The organism is Rhizobium sp. BT03, assembly GCF_030053155.1.
Lineage (GTDB): Bacteria > Pseudomonadota > Alphaproteobacteria > Rhizobiales > Rhizobiaceae > Rhizobium.
The window spans coordinates 4,420,003-4,436,237 of the sequence record NZ_CP125640.1; the positions used below are offsets into that span (position 1 = coordinate 4,420,003).

Genomic DNA, 16,235 nt, shown 5'->3' on the forward strand with positions numbered 1-16,235 from the left:
GACTATCTCAACCGGAGCAATGATGACCGAGATTTTGCTGTTCCATCACGCACAAGGGCTGACCCCTGGAGTGCGCGCCTTCGCCGACGAGATCAGGGCAGCCGGCCACATCGTGCACACGCCTGATCTGTTCGACGGGCGCATATTCCACAGCATCGAGGAGGGGCTTGCCCATATCGGCGAGATCGGCTTCGACGCCGTCAGGGAGCGCGGCGTCCGGATCGCCGACGAACTGCCTCGCGAATTGGTCTATGCCGGGTTCTCCTTCGGCGTGCTGCCGGCGCAGAAGCTGGCGCAGACGCGGCCTGGAGCCCGCGGGGCGTTGCTCTTCTACTCCTGCCTGCCGATCAGCGGCGAGTGGGCCTTCGGACCTTGGCCGAAGGGCGTCGCTGTCCAGATTCACGGCATGGACAACGACCCGATTTTCACAGGCGAGGGCGATATCGACGCCGCCCGCGAGATCGTGGAAAAGGTCGAGGACGCGGAGCTTTTCCTCTATCCCGGCGATCAGCACTATTTCGCCGACAGCTCGCTGCCGTCCTATGACGCGGATGCGGCCGCGCTGCTCACCAGCCGAGTGCTCGCCTTCCTGGATCGGCGCTGATCCCCGGCGGGCACCGACGCCACAAAATCCCCACCTAAAACGCGTCCTAAAACATGATGGAGGTCGCGCCGGGTGACGATCTCGGCAATGATGGCCGCCTATTCGCCACGATCCTGTCAGGCCATGCTGTTCATTCCGCTTCCCTTCGCCGTTGCCCTTCTGCTGCTCGTCCTCTTCGTCGCCGTCCTCAGGCGCGACGAGGAGGCGGCGCCGAACCGGCCGTTTCTGGCGCTTATCCTGCTCGCCGCGCTGCAATCCGTGCTCTCCGGCCTGCGGTGGGGATATGGAATACAGGCCATCGGGCTGGTCGCGCCGGTGATCGCGGCCATGGTGCCGCCGCTTGCCTATGCCGGGGTTTCCCGGCTGGTGAGGACGAGCCGGCGGCCGCTGCCGGCGCGGATGGCCCTGCATACCGTTCCCGCCGCCCTTATCCTGGCGCTGATGGCCGTCTGGCGGGATGCGATCGATATCACGCTGGTGCTTGTTTTCGTCGGTTATGCCCTGGCCATCCTGCTTCTGATGCGCCCGGGCGCCGACGCGCTGCGGCTGGCGCCCTTCGAAGGGGCGGTGCCGGCCTTTCGGGCGATCATCTTTACCGCCGGCGCCCTGTGTCTTTCGGCTGCAATCGATACCTTCGTCTTCCTCGACCTCACTTCGGCACGCAGCGCGCGTGCGCTGATGCTGATCAGTATCGGCAATCTCGCCGTTCTCGTCATCCTCGGCATCGCGGCCGCCGCCGCCAGCCGAAGCCGGGCACCGGCCGAAATGGTGGAGGCGGCGCCGCGGCCGGAGACGAGCGAGGACAAGGAGACGATCGCCACGGTCGATGCGCTGATGGAGGCAAAAAAGCTCTATCGCGACGCCAATCTCAATCTCGACCGGCTGGCCCGCAAGACCGGCATCCCCGCCCGCCAGATCTCGGCGGCGATCAACCGGGCGATGGACAAGAACGTCTCGCAATATGTCAATGATTACAGGATCGGCGAAGCTTGCCGGCTGCTTTCCGGCACCGAAAGGCCGGTGACCGAGGTCATGTTCGAGGTGGGGTTCCAGACCAAGTCCAACTTTAACCGCGAATTCCGCCGGGTGACGGATATGACACCGGTTGCGTGGCGGCAGAAGAAGGGGTGAGGGCGGTGCTTCCAGATGGGCTGTAGGGGCCAGCCATCCGCTCTCGTGGTTCGAGGCTCCGGCCCTTGGCGGCTAATCGTGGTGGCGTTGGCTGGTGGGCTGATCGTTGGGCCGTGTTTGCAGACTGGGCTCTGGCGTGCTGCTCCGCTTTCCGATGAGGCAAGCCGCGCCTTCTCTCCGCCCTCATCCTGAGGTGCCCCGCAGGGGCCTCGAAGGACGGGGGCGGCCACCGGCGCTCAGATGTATCGGCATGCCATCCGCCCTCGTGGTTCGAGACGGCCCTGGGGGCCTCCTCACCATGAGGGCTAGTTGTTGTGCCGTGTGGCTGGTGGGCTGATCGGCGGGCCGTGTTTTGCAGGCTGGGACTCCGGCGTGCCGTTCCACTCTGTGATAAGGCAAGCCGCACCCTCTCTCCGCCCTCATCTTGAGGCGCCCCGCAGGGGCCTCGAAGGACGGGGGCGGCCACCGCCACGTACACAATCGCGATCGAGGACTGCCTGGATCGTGTTCGAGGTCGCGATTTCTGCCGGATCGGCGATGTTTGCCGGCATGAACACGACATCAGAACATGACCGAGACCTTGCCGCCAAGCTCAGATCGCTTTCGATCGAGCCAGCGGCCTTCAAGACGGAGCCGCCGAAGCCTCATGCGCGGCGGCGCACGATCCCTGGCGCAATGCTCGTCCTTGCGGCGACGGCATCGCTGGCTGCGGTTCTCTTCAATGGAGCTGAGACGCTGCAGCGCATCGAGACCGCGCCTGCGGGTTTTTTGGGCAGCGATCTTGCGATATCCGCCGATCGGATGGAGGGCGGCGGCGGTCCCGCTGTTGGGGGAGTGCAGGCCCTGATCGAGGATCGAGCGAAGAGCACCGCTGCGCCACCCCGCGAGGTCACCGGCTCAGGCTATGTCGTTGCCCCCGACGTCACCACCGTCTTTTCCAAATATGATGGCCGGATCGTCGCGGTCGAGGTGGAGGCGGGCGACAGCGTCGTCGCCGGGCAGGTGCTGGTGCGGCTCGATGATGCCGGCGTACGCTTTTCGCTTCGGGGCGCGGAGATTGCCCGACAGGCGGCAGTGTTGGCGCTTGCTGGAAGGACTATCGACCTTGCGCAGGCGCGCTCGTCGTTGGCACGCACCGAGCGGCTGGCCGGGCGCGATGCCATGTCGGCGCAGGCGCTGGAGGAGGCGAAAACGGCTGTCGACAAGGCCGAGAATGCCGCCCTGCAGGCGCGCCAGGATGTCGAAAAGGCGGAGCTCGAGATCGACAAGGCGCGCGAGCAGGTGGAGGCGCTGACCGTGCGTGCGCCGATCTCCGGCATCGTCACGCGGCTCAACGCGCATATCGGCGACACGATGCTGTCGCGCCAGGACAGCGTTCGGGAGGATCAAAGCCTGCTCACTATTACCGATACGGCGAGCCTGGTCATCGATGCCGATGTGGCCGAGGCCAATATCGCGCTGATGCGGCCGGGCCTGCCGGGCGAGGCGGTGCTGGACGGCTTTCCCGGCCAGCCCTTTGCGATCGAGGTGTCGAAGATCGCGCCGGTCATTTCGCGGGAAAAGGGGACGGTGACGCTGCGCCTGTCGCTGATGTCGCCGCCTGCCGGCATGCGGCCTGCCATGGCGGCGCGCATCCGGCTGGTGGTGGGGGAGGAGGCGGGTGTGGGTGCCCATCACCCGCCCTCGTCCTTCGAGGCTCCGGCCTTCGGCCTGCGCAAGGATGAGGGCTGATAGGTGTGCCTCGCTTGCGTAGCCTCGTTCGGGGTTGCCGTGAGCAAAAGGAAGTGTACCGGCGCCATCCGTCTCTTCCGGCAGGCGGATGAGGGGGCGCGCGACGGGAGGAGCGAGTGCGCTGAGCGTGAGCGAAGTGCAATGAATGGCATGCCGTGTGGCCCCCTCATCCGACCCTTCGGGCCACCTTCTCCCCGCTGGGGAGAAGGGTAGTACCGCAGCTTCTCTCCAACCTCATCCTGAGGTGCCCCACAGGGGCCTCGAAGGACGAGGGCGGCCACCGGTTCCCGGCCGCAGATCAACCAACCACCACGGAGCAGAACATGACCGACACTCAAGATCCCTATATCGCGCTTGCCGGCGTCAGGAAGGCGTTCCGGATCGGGGCGGAGACGATACCGATCTTCTCGGGGCTCGACCTTTCCATTCCGCGCGGCGATTTCGTGGCGGTCATGGGGCCGTCGGGTTCGGGGAAATCGACGCTGCTGAATATGCTGGGCGGCATCGACAGCGCTGACGCCGGCGAGATCCGGATCGGGCGCAGCCACCTTGAGCAGATGGGCGAAGGGGCGAGGGCCGCCTGGCGGGCGCACAGCATGGGCATCGTCTTCCAATTCTACAATCTGCTGCCGATGCTGAATGCGGCGGAGAATATCGAGCTGCCGCTGCTCTTGAAGCCGCTGACGCGCAAGGAGCGGCGGGCGCGTGTCGATACGGTCATGGATCTCGTCGGGCTTTCTGGGCGGCAGCGGCAGTTTCCGTCCAGCATGTCGGGCGGGCAGCAGCAGCGCGTCGGCATTGCCCGTGCCATCGTCGCCGATCCCGATCTCATTCTCTGCGACGAACCGACCGGCGATCTCGACCGGAAATCGGCCAATGATATCCTGGAGATGCTGGATTTGCTCAATCGCGAGCTTCGCAAGACCATCATCATGGTCACGCATGATCCCGAGGCCGCCGCCTTTGCCCGACGCACGCTGCATCTCAACAAGGGCGAATTCGTCGAGGGGGACGGCCGATGAGTTTTTTCCAGCTGATGCGGCGCAATGCCTGGCGCAAACGGCTGCGGGCGATTCTGCTGATGTTTTCGGTCGGCATCGCCTTCCTGATCTACGGGCTGACGGCGAGTTTCGTCAGCGGCAGCCAAGGGGCGGCCGGCGCCAGCGACGACCTGCTCGGCGTGTTCAACAAATCCGGCCGGGGGCTGCCGCTGCCGATCGCTTATCTCAACCGGATCGCGGCGCAGCGCGATGTCGCGGCCGCCGCCTATACCGCACGCATGCGAGGTTTCGTCGAGGTCGAGAAGAATGTCGTGGCCGTCAGCGCGGTCGATCCGCGGGCGATTGCCGCCGCCAACGGCGCCGAACTCGGGCTGACGCCTGAGCTGATCGCGGCGCTGGAAGTGGGTCGCGACCGGGTGCTCGTCGGCAGGGCATTGGCCGAGGCGCAGGGCTGGTCGATCGGCCAGCGCATCGGCGTCACCAGCCAGCTCATGAAGGCCGATGGCAGCCGGAACTGGAGCTTCACCATCGCAGGCATCTTCGAGGGCGCCGATACCAGCACCGATACCTATTTCATGCTCGCCCGCTACGACATGGTCAATTCAGCCCGCGCGCGGGACAGGGATACGGTCGACGCCTTCGTGGTGCGCCCGCGCGACGGTGTCGCCTCGGGCGTGCTGGCGGCGCGCATCGACGCGCTCTTTGCCAATTCGGCGGCTGAGACCAGGACACAATCGGAAAAACAGTTCCTCGAAGCGTTTCTCCGGCAGTTCGCCGATGTCGGGCTGATCGTCAGCCTCGTCGTCGGCGCCGCCTTCGTGACCATCCTGATGATCTCGGTCAACACCATGCTGTTTGCCATCAGGGAGCGCCGTTTCGAAATCGGCGTGATGAAGGTGCTCGGTTTTTCCGGCGGGCGGATCGTGGCGCTCATTCTCGGCGAGACACTGTTCATCTTCGGCGTCGGCGGCGCAGGCGGGCTCATTCTGGCCAAGCTCGCGACACTCTCGATCGGGCCGGAATTCGGCCTCGTCTTCAGCGGTGGGGTGCTGCTGAAGGCTGCCGCGATCATTGCCGGGCTTGGCCTGCTGACCGGGCTGCTGCCGGCCGTGAACGCCATGCGTCTGCCGATCGTCAACGCCTTCAAAACGAGTTAAGCCAATGTCATCAGCGCTCAAGCAGACCTTTATCATGATCAGAGTCAATCTCGGCAGCCTGCCGCGGCGGCTCGCGATTTCGCTGTCGATGGTGCTGTCGGTCGCCCTTGTGGTGGCGGTGCTGGCAGGCTTTCTGGCGATGGCGCGCGGCTTCGAGGCCGCTCTTGCCGGCGCCGGCTCGCCCGATATCGCCGTCATCCTCGGCGGCGGCACCAATCAGGAAACCGGTTCGGACGTGCCGGCAGATGCGATCCGCAGCCTGACCGCCAGCAGCGGCGACACCGGCATCGCGCGCGACGGCGCCAGCGGGCTGGCGCTGTCGCGCGAGACCATCGTGCCGATCGACGTAAAGGGGGGCGACGGTGCCGAGCAGACGCTGTCGCTGCGGGGCATGGATGCCACCGGGCCCGATCTGCGCGGCCGCGCCCGGCTTTCGCAGGGGCGGCTGTTTGCGCCGGGCGCGCGTGAGATCGTCGTCGGCGCCCGCATCGCAGACGCTTTCCCCGGCTTTGCCGTCGGCCAGAGGGTGCGGTTCGGCGCGGTCGATTGGACCGTCGCCGGCCATTTCACTTCAGGCGGCAGCGCCTTCGAATCCGAGATCTGGGCGGATCTGGACGCGGTGCAATCGGCCTTCGGCCGCCACGGGCAGGTGCAGAGCCTGCGCGTGCGGCTCGATGGGGGTGATCCCGCGCGTGCGTTGGCGGCGCTGCGCCAGCGGCTGTCCGATATATCCGGCACGCCGCTCACCGCCATCCCGGAGGCCGATCTCTATGCCGCGCAGGCCGAGCGCACCAAGAGCCTGATCCGCCTGTTCGGCTGGCCGATCGCGCTGCTGATGGCGGTGGGCGCGACGGCGGGCGCCCTGAACACGATGATGAGCTCGGTCTCCGACCGCGCGATCGAGATTTCCACATTGCGCCTGCTCGGCTTTTCCCGCCTGCCGGCCTTCACCGCCACCTGGGTCGAGGCGGTGCTGCTCTCCGTCGCCGGCGCCGGTGTCGGCATCCTCGCCTCCCGCCTTGCCTTTAACGGCTGGCAAGCGAGCACGATGGGCGCCAACAATACGAAGATGGCGTTCGAGTTGGTCGTGACATCTGATGTGATTTTGACCGCCGGGCTGCTGGGGCTGGCGGTCGGGGTGATCGGCGGCGCCTTGCCGGCGCTGGCGGCGGCAAGGCTGCCGCTGAGGGCGGCGTTGCGGGCGAGGGGGTGAAGTAGTGCCTCGAAGACAGGAGGCCGTGCCGTGTGGCCCCCTCATCTGCCTGCCGGCATCTTCTCCCCGCTGGGGAGAAGCGGAATCGTGGGAACATTTCGCCCTTCTCGAACGCATCCTGTGTAGACACGAAGCCTTCGGCTTGCTCCCTCTTCTCCCCAGCGGGGAGACGGTACCCGAAGGGCCGGATGAGGGGGCTACGCGGCATATCTTTTATTGCTCCATCCCTACACATCGCCGATTCATGCAATTACCCCGCCGAATTTTTTTCGGATAAGTTGAAGCTTTCAGTACCTTAGCGAACTTCGCGCCATTGCCTGTGGAGTAAGGCCCGCAAACCGGCCCGCTGCCGCATTGACAACATCTTCTCGCCTTCTTGCCGTGGCGGGTTGCCCCCGCCGCATTCGGACGGCCGGTCCCGGTCGATTCGCGTGGCGATGTAGCGATCCGACGAACAGGGCAACATTGGCGATATGACAATCTACTATGTGAACTCAGCGACTGGCTCCGACCGCAACAGCGGAACGGGCCAGAACTCGGCTTTTGCGACTTTGTCCAAAGTGGAATCCTTGACGCTGAAACCGGGCGACAGCGTGCTGCTCGCCAAGGGAAGTGTCTTCAACGAGCAGTTCGATATCAAATATTCCGGCACGGAGAGCGCGCCGATCAAGATCGGCAGTTACGGGACGGGGGCAGCACCCGTCATTCACAGCGGCGGCGACGGCATTCACAGTCTTTATGCCTCGAACATCGTCATCGAGAACCTGAAAATATCGAACACCGGCGGTGCGGCCATCTATGGCGGCGATGTCACCAACTGGACGGTCCGCAATGTCGAGATCGCCAAGTCGGGAATGTCGGAAAACGCGGGCGCCGTCACCTTCAGGAGCAGCAAAAACGTCACGGTCGAAGACAGCAAAATCTCCGATGTCAAAGGCGACGGCTTCTGGATCGAAAAGGTCAGCGGCGTCAAACTTCTCAACAATACCGTCACCAGCGCCAGTGGCTCGACGGCCGATGCCGTGCAGATCAACGACAGCAGCAGTATTCTGATCAAGGGCAATCATCTCGACCAGACCGATGCCAGCAGCCCGAAGGGCGTAATTGCGCTGGTGCGGGCCACCAATGCCGTGGTCGAGGACAATGTGCTGACCGGCGGCGGCTTCGGGATCAGCGCGCCTGGAGGCAAGAACGTCGCCATCCGCGACAACGACATATCGGGATATCACGGTTACAGCTGGTCCTTCGCCGTCGGCCTCGGCGATCAGGGCAGTGCGCGGGATTACGACATATCGGGCAATCATATTCACGACGGCGCCTGGGGCGTGGCCGTCAGCGGCCCCACCGGCTCCAGCTATAGCCTCACGAATATCAAGGTCCACGACAATGTCTTCGACGACCTCACCCAGGCGGCGCTGAAGGTCGACAGGCCGGCATCCGGCTCCTTCTACAACAACACCATCGAGACCGGCGTCAAGGCCACCAGCATATCGCCCGCCATCATCGACGCGCACACCTTTTCCGTCAGTAACAACCACACGGTCGCAAATGTCGAGACGGCGCTTGCAAGCACCGAGACCAAGACTGCCGCGACGACGGAAGCGGCTGTCGACCCGGCGGTCGTCGCCGTCCACGACAATCTGAAGATCTTCACCGATACGGGCGAAGCCCATCGCGGCAATCTTCTGGAAAACGACAGCTCCGACAACGACACGCTGATGCTTCGCCGCTTCGGCGACGAAGCCGTCGGCAAACACGGACTGACGCTCACCGGCGACTATGGCTCCATCCACGTGGACCGCGAAGGCAACTATGCCTACACGCTCGATGAAACGAAGCTCCCCGACGACCATAGCGGGCATGTGAGCGAGTCTTTCAAGTACGGCATCGACGATGGAACCTCGCATCACAGCGACGCAGATACGCTGACCGTCTTCATCCACATGGATGGCTTGCTGAGCTGAGGATAGGGGACGATCTCGAGGGCGGCCTATGGGTGTTCATCCACCCGCCCTCGTCCTTCGAGGCTTCGCCCGTGGGCTACGAACCTCAGAAGATGTCACAGGCATCCCGCCATGGCATTGCCGCGCCTCAAGGCACTCACCTCTCCACCCTCATTCCTGTGCTCGTCACAGGAATCCAGTGCGCCCAAGCCCTTGGGCGCGAAAGACTTTTTCCATTTTCTGCATTGCTTCATTCACGGCGCGGACGCGCCGTGGCTGGATTCCTGTGACAAGCACAGGTGAGGGAGGGTTGGTTGATGCGTGCGCAATATTTCTGCCGTAGATTGCGGCGTCGAACCAAGCTTCACAAGCTCTCAGGATGAGGGCTGGTCGCTTTGCCGTGATTGGCGCACCGATCAATAAGGCACACCCTCTTTCCGCATTCTCAGGTGCCTGCCAAGTCCTCCAACGACGAGGAGGGCACTAACGTTAATCGCAAAGCGCTCGTTACTGTTCATTCACCTTTCGGTCGCTATTTTATAGACTATTTTCCCTTAAGTTGTATTATCGAGGATGCAGCCACCGCCAGGCTTCTCGGGAGCATTGCAGGTCACAACCTGCCTACCGCCGTAACGACAATAGAAGATTGTCTTATGGCCTTTCGCCCCGACCGCATCCGATCCACTCATCGCAGCTGATCCCCACACGGCTGCGCGACAATGCGAGAGCAAGGCGATATGACAGTCTATTATGTGAACTCGGCGACAGGCGCCAACAGCAACGCTGGCACGAGCGAGGATGCGCCTTTTGCATCCTTCTGGGCGGTGGAAAATTTGAAGCTGCAGCCCGGCGACACCGTGCTGCTCGCTGCAGGCAGCGTATATAATGACCAGCTCGACCTGAAATATTCCGGCACCGTCAGCGCCCCGATCACCATCGGCAGCTACGGGATCGGCGATGCGCCGGTCATCCATAGTCCCGGCGACGGCATTCACAGCCTTTATGCCTCGAACATCGTCATCGAGAACATCAAGATCTCGGATACCGGCGGTGCCGCGATTTATGGCGGCTATGTCTCGAACTGGACGGTGCGCAACGTCGAGGTCGATCACACCGGCTTGGCAGGCAAGTCCGGTTCGGTCACCTTCCGGACGGGCTCGAACATCACCATCGAAAACAGCACGATCAACGACGTGAACGGCGACGGCGTCTGGATCGAGAAGATCAACGGCGTCACTTTTCTCAATAATACCGTCACCAATGCCCACGGCACCACGGCAGATGCGGTGCAGATGAACGACAGCAGCAACATCCTGATCAGCGGCAATTATCTCGACCAGACGGGCGCCGTTAGCCCTAAGGGCGTGCTGGCGCTCGTCCGGCCTGTGAATGCCGTGATCGAGGACAATACGCTGGTTGGCGGCGGCTTTGGGGTGGCCGCCCAGGCGGGCACGAATGTCGCCATCCACGACAACGACATATCGGGGTATGGCGGCTACAGCTGGTCCTACGCCGTCGGCCTCGGCGACCAGGGCGATACCAGAGACTATGATATCTCAGGCAATTACATTCATGACGGCGTATGGGGCGTGGTGGTCAGCTCTGCCGGTACCACCAGTTACGTTCGCGAAGATATCGATATTCACAACAATGTTTTCGACGACCTGTCGCAGGCGGCGCTGAAGGTCGACAGGCCCGCATCCGGAGCTTTCCACGACAATCTCATCGCCAGCGATGTCACGCCCTACAGCATATCGCCGGCCATCATCGCCGCGAACACTTTTCCGGTCAGCAACAACACGACGCTCGACGAGGCCGACGCCCTGTTTGTGAGCCTTGATAGCCACGTTGCCGGCGAAACAACGCATGTAGGCGCGGCCCCGATAATCGTTGCGGCCCATGACAGCTTGAAAATCTCAGCCGACACGGATGTCGCCCATCATGGCAATCTCCTCGAAAACGACAGTTCGGCCAATGGGATCCTGCTGCTTCGCCGCTTCGACGGCGAAGTCGTCGGCAAGAACGGTCTGACGCTGACCGGCCAATACGGCAGCATCCATGTCGACGATCATGGCGATTACAGCTACACGCTCGACGCGGCGAAGCTTGCCGGGCTTACCGGAGATGTGAGCGAGACGTTCTATTATAAGATTTCGGATGGGGCAGCGCATCATTACGATACGGATACGCTGAGCATCTCCATCGATGTGGACGGTGTGCTGACCTGACAGGGATAGCCGGCAAACTCATCGGCCGCCGAGCAGGATCCTGGTGACGTCGATTTCGATTTCCGCGCAGATGATCTCGTATTCGGTAACGATCGCCGGGTCGGCCGACATATCCTTGCGCACGCGATCAAGAACGGCGCAGGCCTCGCCATAGGCTCCGCAGAGTTCGTAAAGATGCGGTTGGCTCGCCGCGGCGGCCCTGATCGTTGCCCGCGTCGCGGGCAGCCTCATCATCAGCCTGGCCAGTCCCTGTTCGGCGATTTGCCGGATGATGTGTGCCACGCCTTCTTTTCTGACCATGCCATCAACCCTCGCTGCCTGTATTTCGCTGTCGAGAGTTAGTACGCAGAAATGCTGCATCTGGTTTCATGCAGGATGCAAAGTCGCCGTTTAAAAACTCGATGACGGAGGATATCAGGCAAGGCCAGCCGCTGGTGATTGACGGCTTTCTCCTACGTTATCCGCTCAGGAAGAGAGGCCGATCGTGATGGTGGCGGATAGCACGCCGCTGTCGAGCTTCTCGAAGTCGAATATGTGAACGGCGGCATCCTCCGGGATGATGCCGTCCGCTTCATTGCGGGTATCACGGGGAGGGCGACCAAGGTAGTCCGGGTGCTCGGCATAGATGATGTCGCTCAGCGTATCGTCGAAATAGATCTGGCTGACGAGAAGCTCCCTGCCGTCGACGAGGATGCGGCAGTGAACATGTGGCGTGCGGCCCTTGTACCATCCGGGATAGGCCGTCAAGAAGCTTGCCTGCCCCTTGGCATCCGTCAGCTGGCGCCCGCGAAAGGCGAGTCCGCCGATTGCCTCGGCATCGCCGAGCGTACACATCTCGGCCGCCTCGCGGCCGGAATAGATGCCACGATGATCGGTATGCCAGATTTCGATATCGGCGCTCTCGACCGGCCGGCAATCGGCGGCATGGACGATGCGGACGGCCAGCCGCAACGGCAGCCCGGCCTTTCCTTCCGAGACGTCCTGACGCGCCGGAATATTGTTGACATGGCAGGGGCCAAGGGTTTGGGCTGATGTCACAATGCAATTCGGACGGTTGCGGAAGATCGGCGCGGGCAGCTTTTCCAATGCGACCGACTTTGTGCCGCCGCTCAGGAAATCCGTCCCCTTCCAGTCGAATGTCCTGGCGGCAACAGTGATATGCCGCCGTGGCCAGATCGCCGCCGCAGCCACCGTTGAAGCCGCAATGGCCGCACCTCCAAACACCAGAGTTCGCCTTTTCATAGGTCTTCCTTTCCCGAAGAGGCAGCGTGTAAGGAGGATGCGCAGGAAATCCTAGTTAAATCCAGGCAATGATTGAGGCCATCGGAGCCGAGATCTCCAATCTTGACACCAACGAGAATTGTCTTCGGCCGCTTGCCCATGCAAGACGGCTGAGCCCGGTTCCGCAGCCTTTACAGCACGGCCGCGTCTTTTCAGATGCGCGAGGTGGCTGTAACTCTTTGCGGCAGGCATTCGATCTTCGTTGCTGAGCCAGGGCGGACACATGGAACCAACCCACTTATTCGAGCTTGTTATCGCGATGTTTCTGGCGATCATCGCGCTGCACTATGCCGCCCACAGGCTCGGACTGCCGCCGTCCGTCGCGCTGCTGACCGGGGGCGCTTTGCTGGCGTTTGTGCCGGGGCTGCCGGCGATATCGGTCGATCCCGAACTGGTGCTGGTCATCTTCCTGCCGCCGCTGCTGATGGATGGCGCCTGGTCGATTGCGCTGTCGCGGCTGCGGCGCCATATGATCGGCATCGCCTCGCTTGCCGTCGGCGCGGTGTTCTTCACCTGCGCCGTCGTGGCCGTCGTGGTCCATCTGATCTTTCCATCGCTGCCCTGGGCCGCCTGCGCGGCACTGGGCGCGATCGTTGCGCCGCCGGACGCGGTTTCGGCGCGCGCCGTGCTGGAACGCGTCAGGCTGCCGCGGCGGCTTCAGATTCTGCTGGAAGGCGAGAGCCTGCTCAACGATGCGAGCGGCCTGGTTCTCTTCCGTTTTGCCGTTGCCGCCGCCGCAACGGGAGCCTTCAGCGCGGGGGAGGCGGTTGGCAACTTCTTCGTGCTGGCGCTCGGCGGCGCCATCGTCGGCATCGTGATCGCAGCCGCATGGGTCAAGCTTATCCGGCATCTCGGCGACGACTATCTGATCATCGCGGCCACCGTGCTGCTCGGCTGGATCTCCTATCTGTTCGGCGAATTGCTGCATGTGTCCGGCGTCATCGCCACCGTGACCACGGGCCTGGTCGCTTCCTGGCACCAGCACACCGTATTTTCAGCGGCGACGCGCATGCGAGGCACGTCGTTCTGGACGGTGATGATCTTCCTGATGGAAGCTGCGGTCTTCACATTGATCGGCCTGTCGCTGCGGGATGTCGTCGAACGCGGCGGCGGCTTTACCACCGTGATCGCGACAATGGGACTGCCGATGCTGGCAGTTCTCGTAACACTCGTGGCCGCGCGGTTCGCCTGGGTTTTTGCCTCAGATCTCGTCATCAAGTCATATGCGGCACTCGGGTTCACGCATGTCCGGCCGCTCGGAGCAGGCGGGGCGACCGTTCTGAGCTGGGCCGGCGTGCGCGGCGTGGTCACGCTCGCCTTGGCGCTCAGCCTGCCCGAGGGTTTTCCGGGCCGTGACTTCATCCTCGCCACCTCCTTCGCCGTCATTCTCGGAACCGTGCTCGTGCAGGGCACGACATTGGGGCGGGTGATTGCCTGGGCGCGGCTGGCGCCGGAGACGGAAAGAGCGCGCCTGACAATGAGCCAGGCCGAAGCCGCCATGGCGCAGGTACAGCTCGGGATCGTGCAGAACCTGGCCTATGACGCGGAGGGAAAGCTCATCCACCCGCAATTGCTGGAGCGCTATCAGCGCAGGGCGACAGCGATCGTCGACTATGCCGAGAGAACCGAGCATTACGTGCCGCTGCTCCATGCTCATTTCGACGTGGTTCTCGAAGCGGTCGCGACAGGGCGCCGTGAACTCATTCGTCTCCACCGCGCCGGCGACATCGATGACGAGACGCTGGACGAGCTGGAACGGGATCTCGATCTCGAGGAACTGAGCGCGATCTCGGCCAAGGCGTGACGTTCACGCCGCTGCAACTCCGGTGTCTTCGGCATCATCGTCTAAATGGCAATCTGTTCGCCCAGTTCGACGACGCGGTTTGACGGCAGGTTGAAGTAATCGGAGGGATCGATCGCCAAGCCTTCCAATGCCATGAATATGCGCTCCTGCCAGCCGGGCAGGCCGGTGTTCGGCGTCCTCACGAGGTTCCGGCGGCCGAGATAGAAGGAGGTCTTCATGATCTCGAACTTGAAACCTCCCTCCCGGCAGAGCGCCAGCGCCCTGGTGACATCGGGGTCGTCCATGAAGCCGAAGGTGAGATCAAGGCGCACGAAGCGCGGCGAGAGCTGGCTGATCTTGATGCGGCGGCTATCGGGGACATAGGGTTCGTCTTCGGTCCAGACGGTCAGGATGACGTTCTGTTCGTGGAGCACGTGGTTGTGCTTGAGATTATGGAGCAGAACATTCGGCGTCCGGTCCGGGACGCTGGTCAGGAAGACTGCCGTGCCCGGAACGGTGACCGGCGAATGCTCCGACTTTCGCTCGATCGACCGGATGAAGGAATCGAGCGGGATCTCGTTGTTGGCGCGCAGTCGCTTCAGATAGGCCTGCCCGCGGGTCCAAGTCCACATCAGGATCATGATCGCCAGCGCAAGGGCGACCGGAACCCAGCCGCCATCGTGGATCTTCAGGAGGTTGGCCGCCAGGAACAGGACCTCGATGAGGAAGAGCGGCAGCAGCAGGACGGCGGCGATCGCGAGGGAGTAGCCCCAGACCGCCCGGAGGAACTGGAAAACCAGCATGGTCGAGATGACCATGGTTCCGGTCACCGAGATGCCGTAGGCCGTCGCCAGCGACTCGGAGTCGCCGAAGGAAAAGATCAGCATCAAGACGCCGACCAGGAGGAGAAGATTGACGCTCGGCACGTAGATCTGGCCGGTGTTGGTCTCCGACGTGAACTTGATCCGCAGCCGCGGCAGGAAACCGAGGTGAACCGCCGAGCGGGCCAGCGAAAACGCACCTGTTATGACAGCCTGGCTGGCGATGATCGTCGCCATCGTCGCCAGCAGAACCACCGGCAGCAAGGCCCAATCGGGATACATCAGAAAGAACGGATTGGTCGCCGTCTCGGGATGGGCGAGAACGAGCGCGCCTTGCCCGAGATAGTTCAGCAGCAATGCCGGAAAGACGAGCACGAACCATGCCGTCTGAATCGGGCGGCGTCCGAAATGCCCGAGATCGGCATAGAGCGCTTCGCAGCCCGTAACCGTCAGGAAGACGGCGCCGAGCACGATGAGGCCGACGGTGCCGGCATGGGTGAGGAACAGGAATGCGTTGACCGGATTGAGCGCTTCCAGAATCCTCCAGTCGTCGCCGATATGGATCAGACCGCCCGCCGCCATGGCCAGAAACCACAACACCGTGATCGGCCCGAAAAACATCGAGACGGCAGCAGTTCCCCTCGACTGGACGGCAAAGAGAACGATCATGATCGCCGCCGATGCGAGCGGGACATAATCGGCAAAGGCCGGCGTGACGAGCTTCAGGCCTTCGAGCGCCGACATGACAGACAGAGCAGGCGTGATCATCGCATCGCCGATGAAGAGAGCCGCCCCGATCAGCCCCGCGAAGAAGAGCACGGGTACGTTTCGCCCCATTTTTTTCATCAGGAGGGCGAGAAGCGAAAGCGTGCCGCCTTCGCCGTCATTGTCCGCCCTGAGAAGGAAGAGCACATATTTGAAGGTCACAATGATCGTCAGCGTCCAGACCATCAGCGAAATGAGCCCGATGACCTCGGCCTCGTGCACGCCATCGGCGGCAAAGGGCCTCAGCGCCTCACGAAGGGCATAGAGCGGGCTGGTGCCGATATCGCCATAGACGACGCCGACCGCGCCGATGACCAGTCCGGCAAAGCCCTTTCGGCTGGCACCTTCACCCCTATTGTCTGCATGTATTGACGTCATGGTTCCCCGCTCATGCCACCTGGCCTTGAACACAAACATATGCCGCATTGCAGAACGGCAAGTAAATTGATGCGGGTGCGAATTTTTTGTGAGGGGACGCGGGTAAGCAGGGCAGCATCCCCGTGTGAGGTCATAAGCGGTTGGGCCGGCGACTGCTTCCGGTGAGCCGCCACCCCTCGCGAACCGGCCGGCGGCACCA

The 16,235-nt window shown here is 62.9% G+C and carries 12 protein-coding genes; 9 read left to right on the plus strand and 3 right to left on the minus strand.

The features are described from left to right. The first annotated feature begins 22 nt into the window (after positions 1–22). From QMO80_RS21455 to QMO80_RS21490, 8 genes are all read left to right on the plus strand, one after another. Positions 23–604: a dienelactone hydrolase family protein gene (locus QMO80_RS21455; protein ID WP_283200247.1), complete on the plus strand. Its 582-nt coding sequence runs from the start codon at positions 23–25 to the stop codon at positions 602–604. Between the two features lie 87 nt (positions 605–691). Then, positions 692–1,735 (plus strand): AraC family transcriptional regulator, encoded by a 1,044-nt coding sequence (locus tag QMO80_RS21460; protein ID WP_283200248.1) that lies wholly within the window; start codon positions 692–694, stop codon positions 1,733–1,735. 504 nt (positions 1,736–2,239) lie between these two features. After that, on the plus strand, positions 2,240–3,466 hold the full coding sequence (locus QMO80_RS21465) for an efflux RND transporter periplasmic adaptor subunit (protein WP_283198280.1): 1,227 nt from the start codon (positions 2,240–2,242) through the stop codon (positions 3,464–3,466). A 323-nt stretch (positions 3,467–3,789) separates the two neighbouring features. Continuing rightward, complete coding sequence (locus tag QMO80_RS21470; protein WP_283198281.1) at positions 3,790–4,488, plus strand: ABC transporter ATP-binding protein; 699 nt, start codon at positions 3,790–3,792, stop codon at positions 4,486–4,488. Then, entirely contained in the window at positions 4,485–5,624 is a 1,140-nt protein-coding gene (locus QMO80_RS21475) for an ABC transporter permease (protein WP_283198282.1), read from the plus strand. Before QMO80_RS21470 ends, QMO80_RS21475 begins: the two co-directional genes overlap by 4 nt. Positions 5,625–5,628: 4 nt before the next feature. Then, positions 5,629–6,837: an ABC transporter permease gene (locus tag QMO80_RS21480; RefSeq protein WP_283198283.1), complete on the plus strand. Its 1,209-nt coding sequence runs from the start codon at positions 5,629–5,631 to the stop codon at positions 6,835–6,837. A 473-nt stretch (positions 6,838–7,310) separates the two neighbouring features. Further along, entirely contained in the window at positions 7,311–8,801 is a 1,491-nt protein-coding gene (locus QMO80_RS21485) for a right-handed parallel beta-helix repeat-containing protein (RefSeq protein WP_283198284.1), read from the plus strand. A 716-nt stretch (positions 8,802–9,517) separates the two neighbouring features. Continuing rightward, entirely contained in the window at positions 9,518–11,008 is a 1,491-nt protein-coding gene (locus QMO80_RS21490) for a right-handed parallel beta-helix repeat-containing protein (protein WP_283198285.1), read from the plus strand. A gap of 18 nt (positions 11,009–11,026) precedes the next feature. Here QMO80_RS21490 and QMO80_RS21495 read toward each other — a convergent pair whose 3' ends face one another. After that, positions 11,027–11,308: a nodulation protein gene (locus QMO80_RS21495; protein WP_283198286.1), complete on the minus strand. Its 282-nt coding sequence runs from the start codon at positions 11,306–11,308 to the stop codon at positions 11,027–11,029. A gap of 165 nt (positions 11,309–11,473) precedes the next feature. Next, complete coding sequence (locus QMO80_RS21500; protein ID WP_283198287.1) at positions 11,474–12,250, minus strand: protocatechuate 3,4-dioxygenase; 777 nt, start codon at positions 12,248–12,250, stop codon at positions 11,474–11,476. 262 nt (positions 12,251–12,512) lie between these two features. On the opposite strand from QMO80_RS21500, the gene QMO80_RS21505 reads away from it, so the two are divergent. Further along, positions 12,513–14,093, plus strand: a complete 1,581-nt coding sequence (locus tag QMO80_RS21505) for a Na+/H+ antiporter (protein ID WP_283198288.1) — start codon at positions 12,513–12,515, stop codon at positions 14,091–14,093. Between the two features lie 41 nt (positions 14,094–14,134). Here the strand turns inward: QMO80_RS21505 and QMO80_RS21510 are convergent, their stop codons facing one another. Continuing rightward, the gene (locus QMO80_RS21510) at positions 14,135–16,036 is read right to left on the minus strand and encodes a potassium transporter Kup (RefSeq protein ID WP_283198289.1); all 1,902 of its coding nucleotides are present in this window, start codon (positions 16,034–16,036) and stop codon (positions 14,135–14,137) included. Between the last annotated feature and the right edge of the window lie 199 nt (positions 16,037–16,235).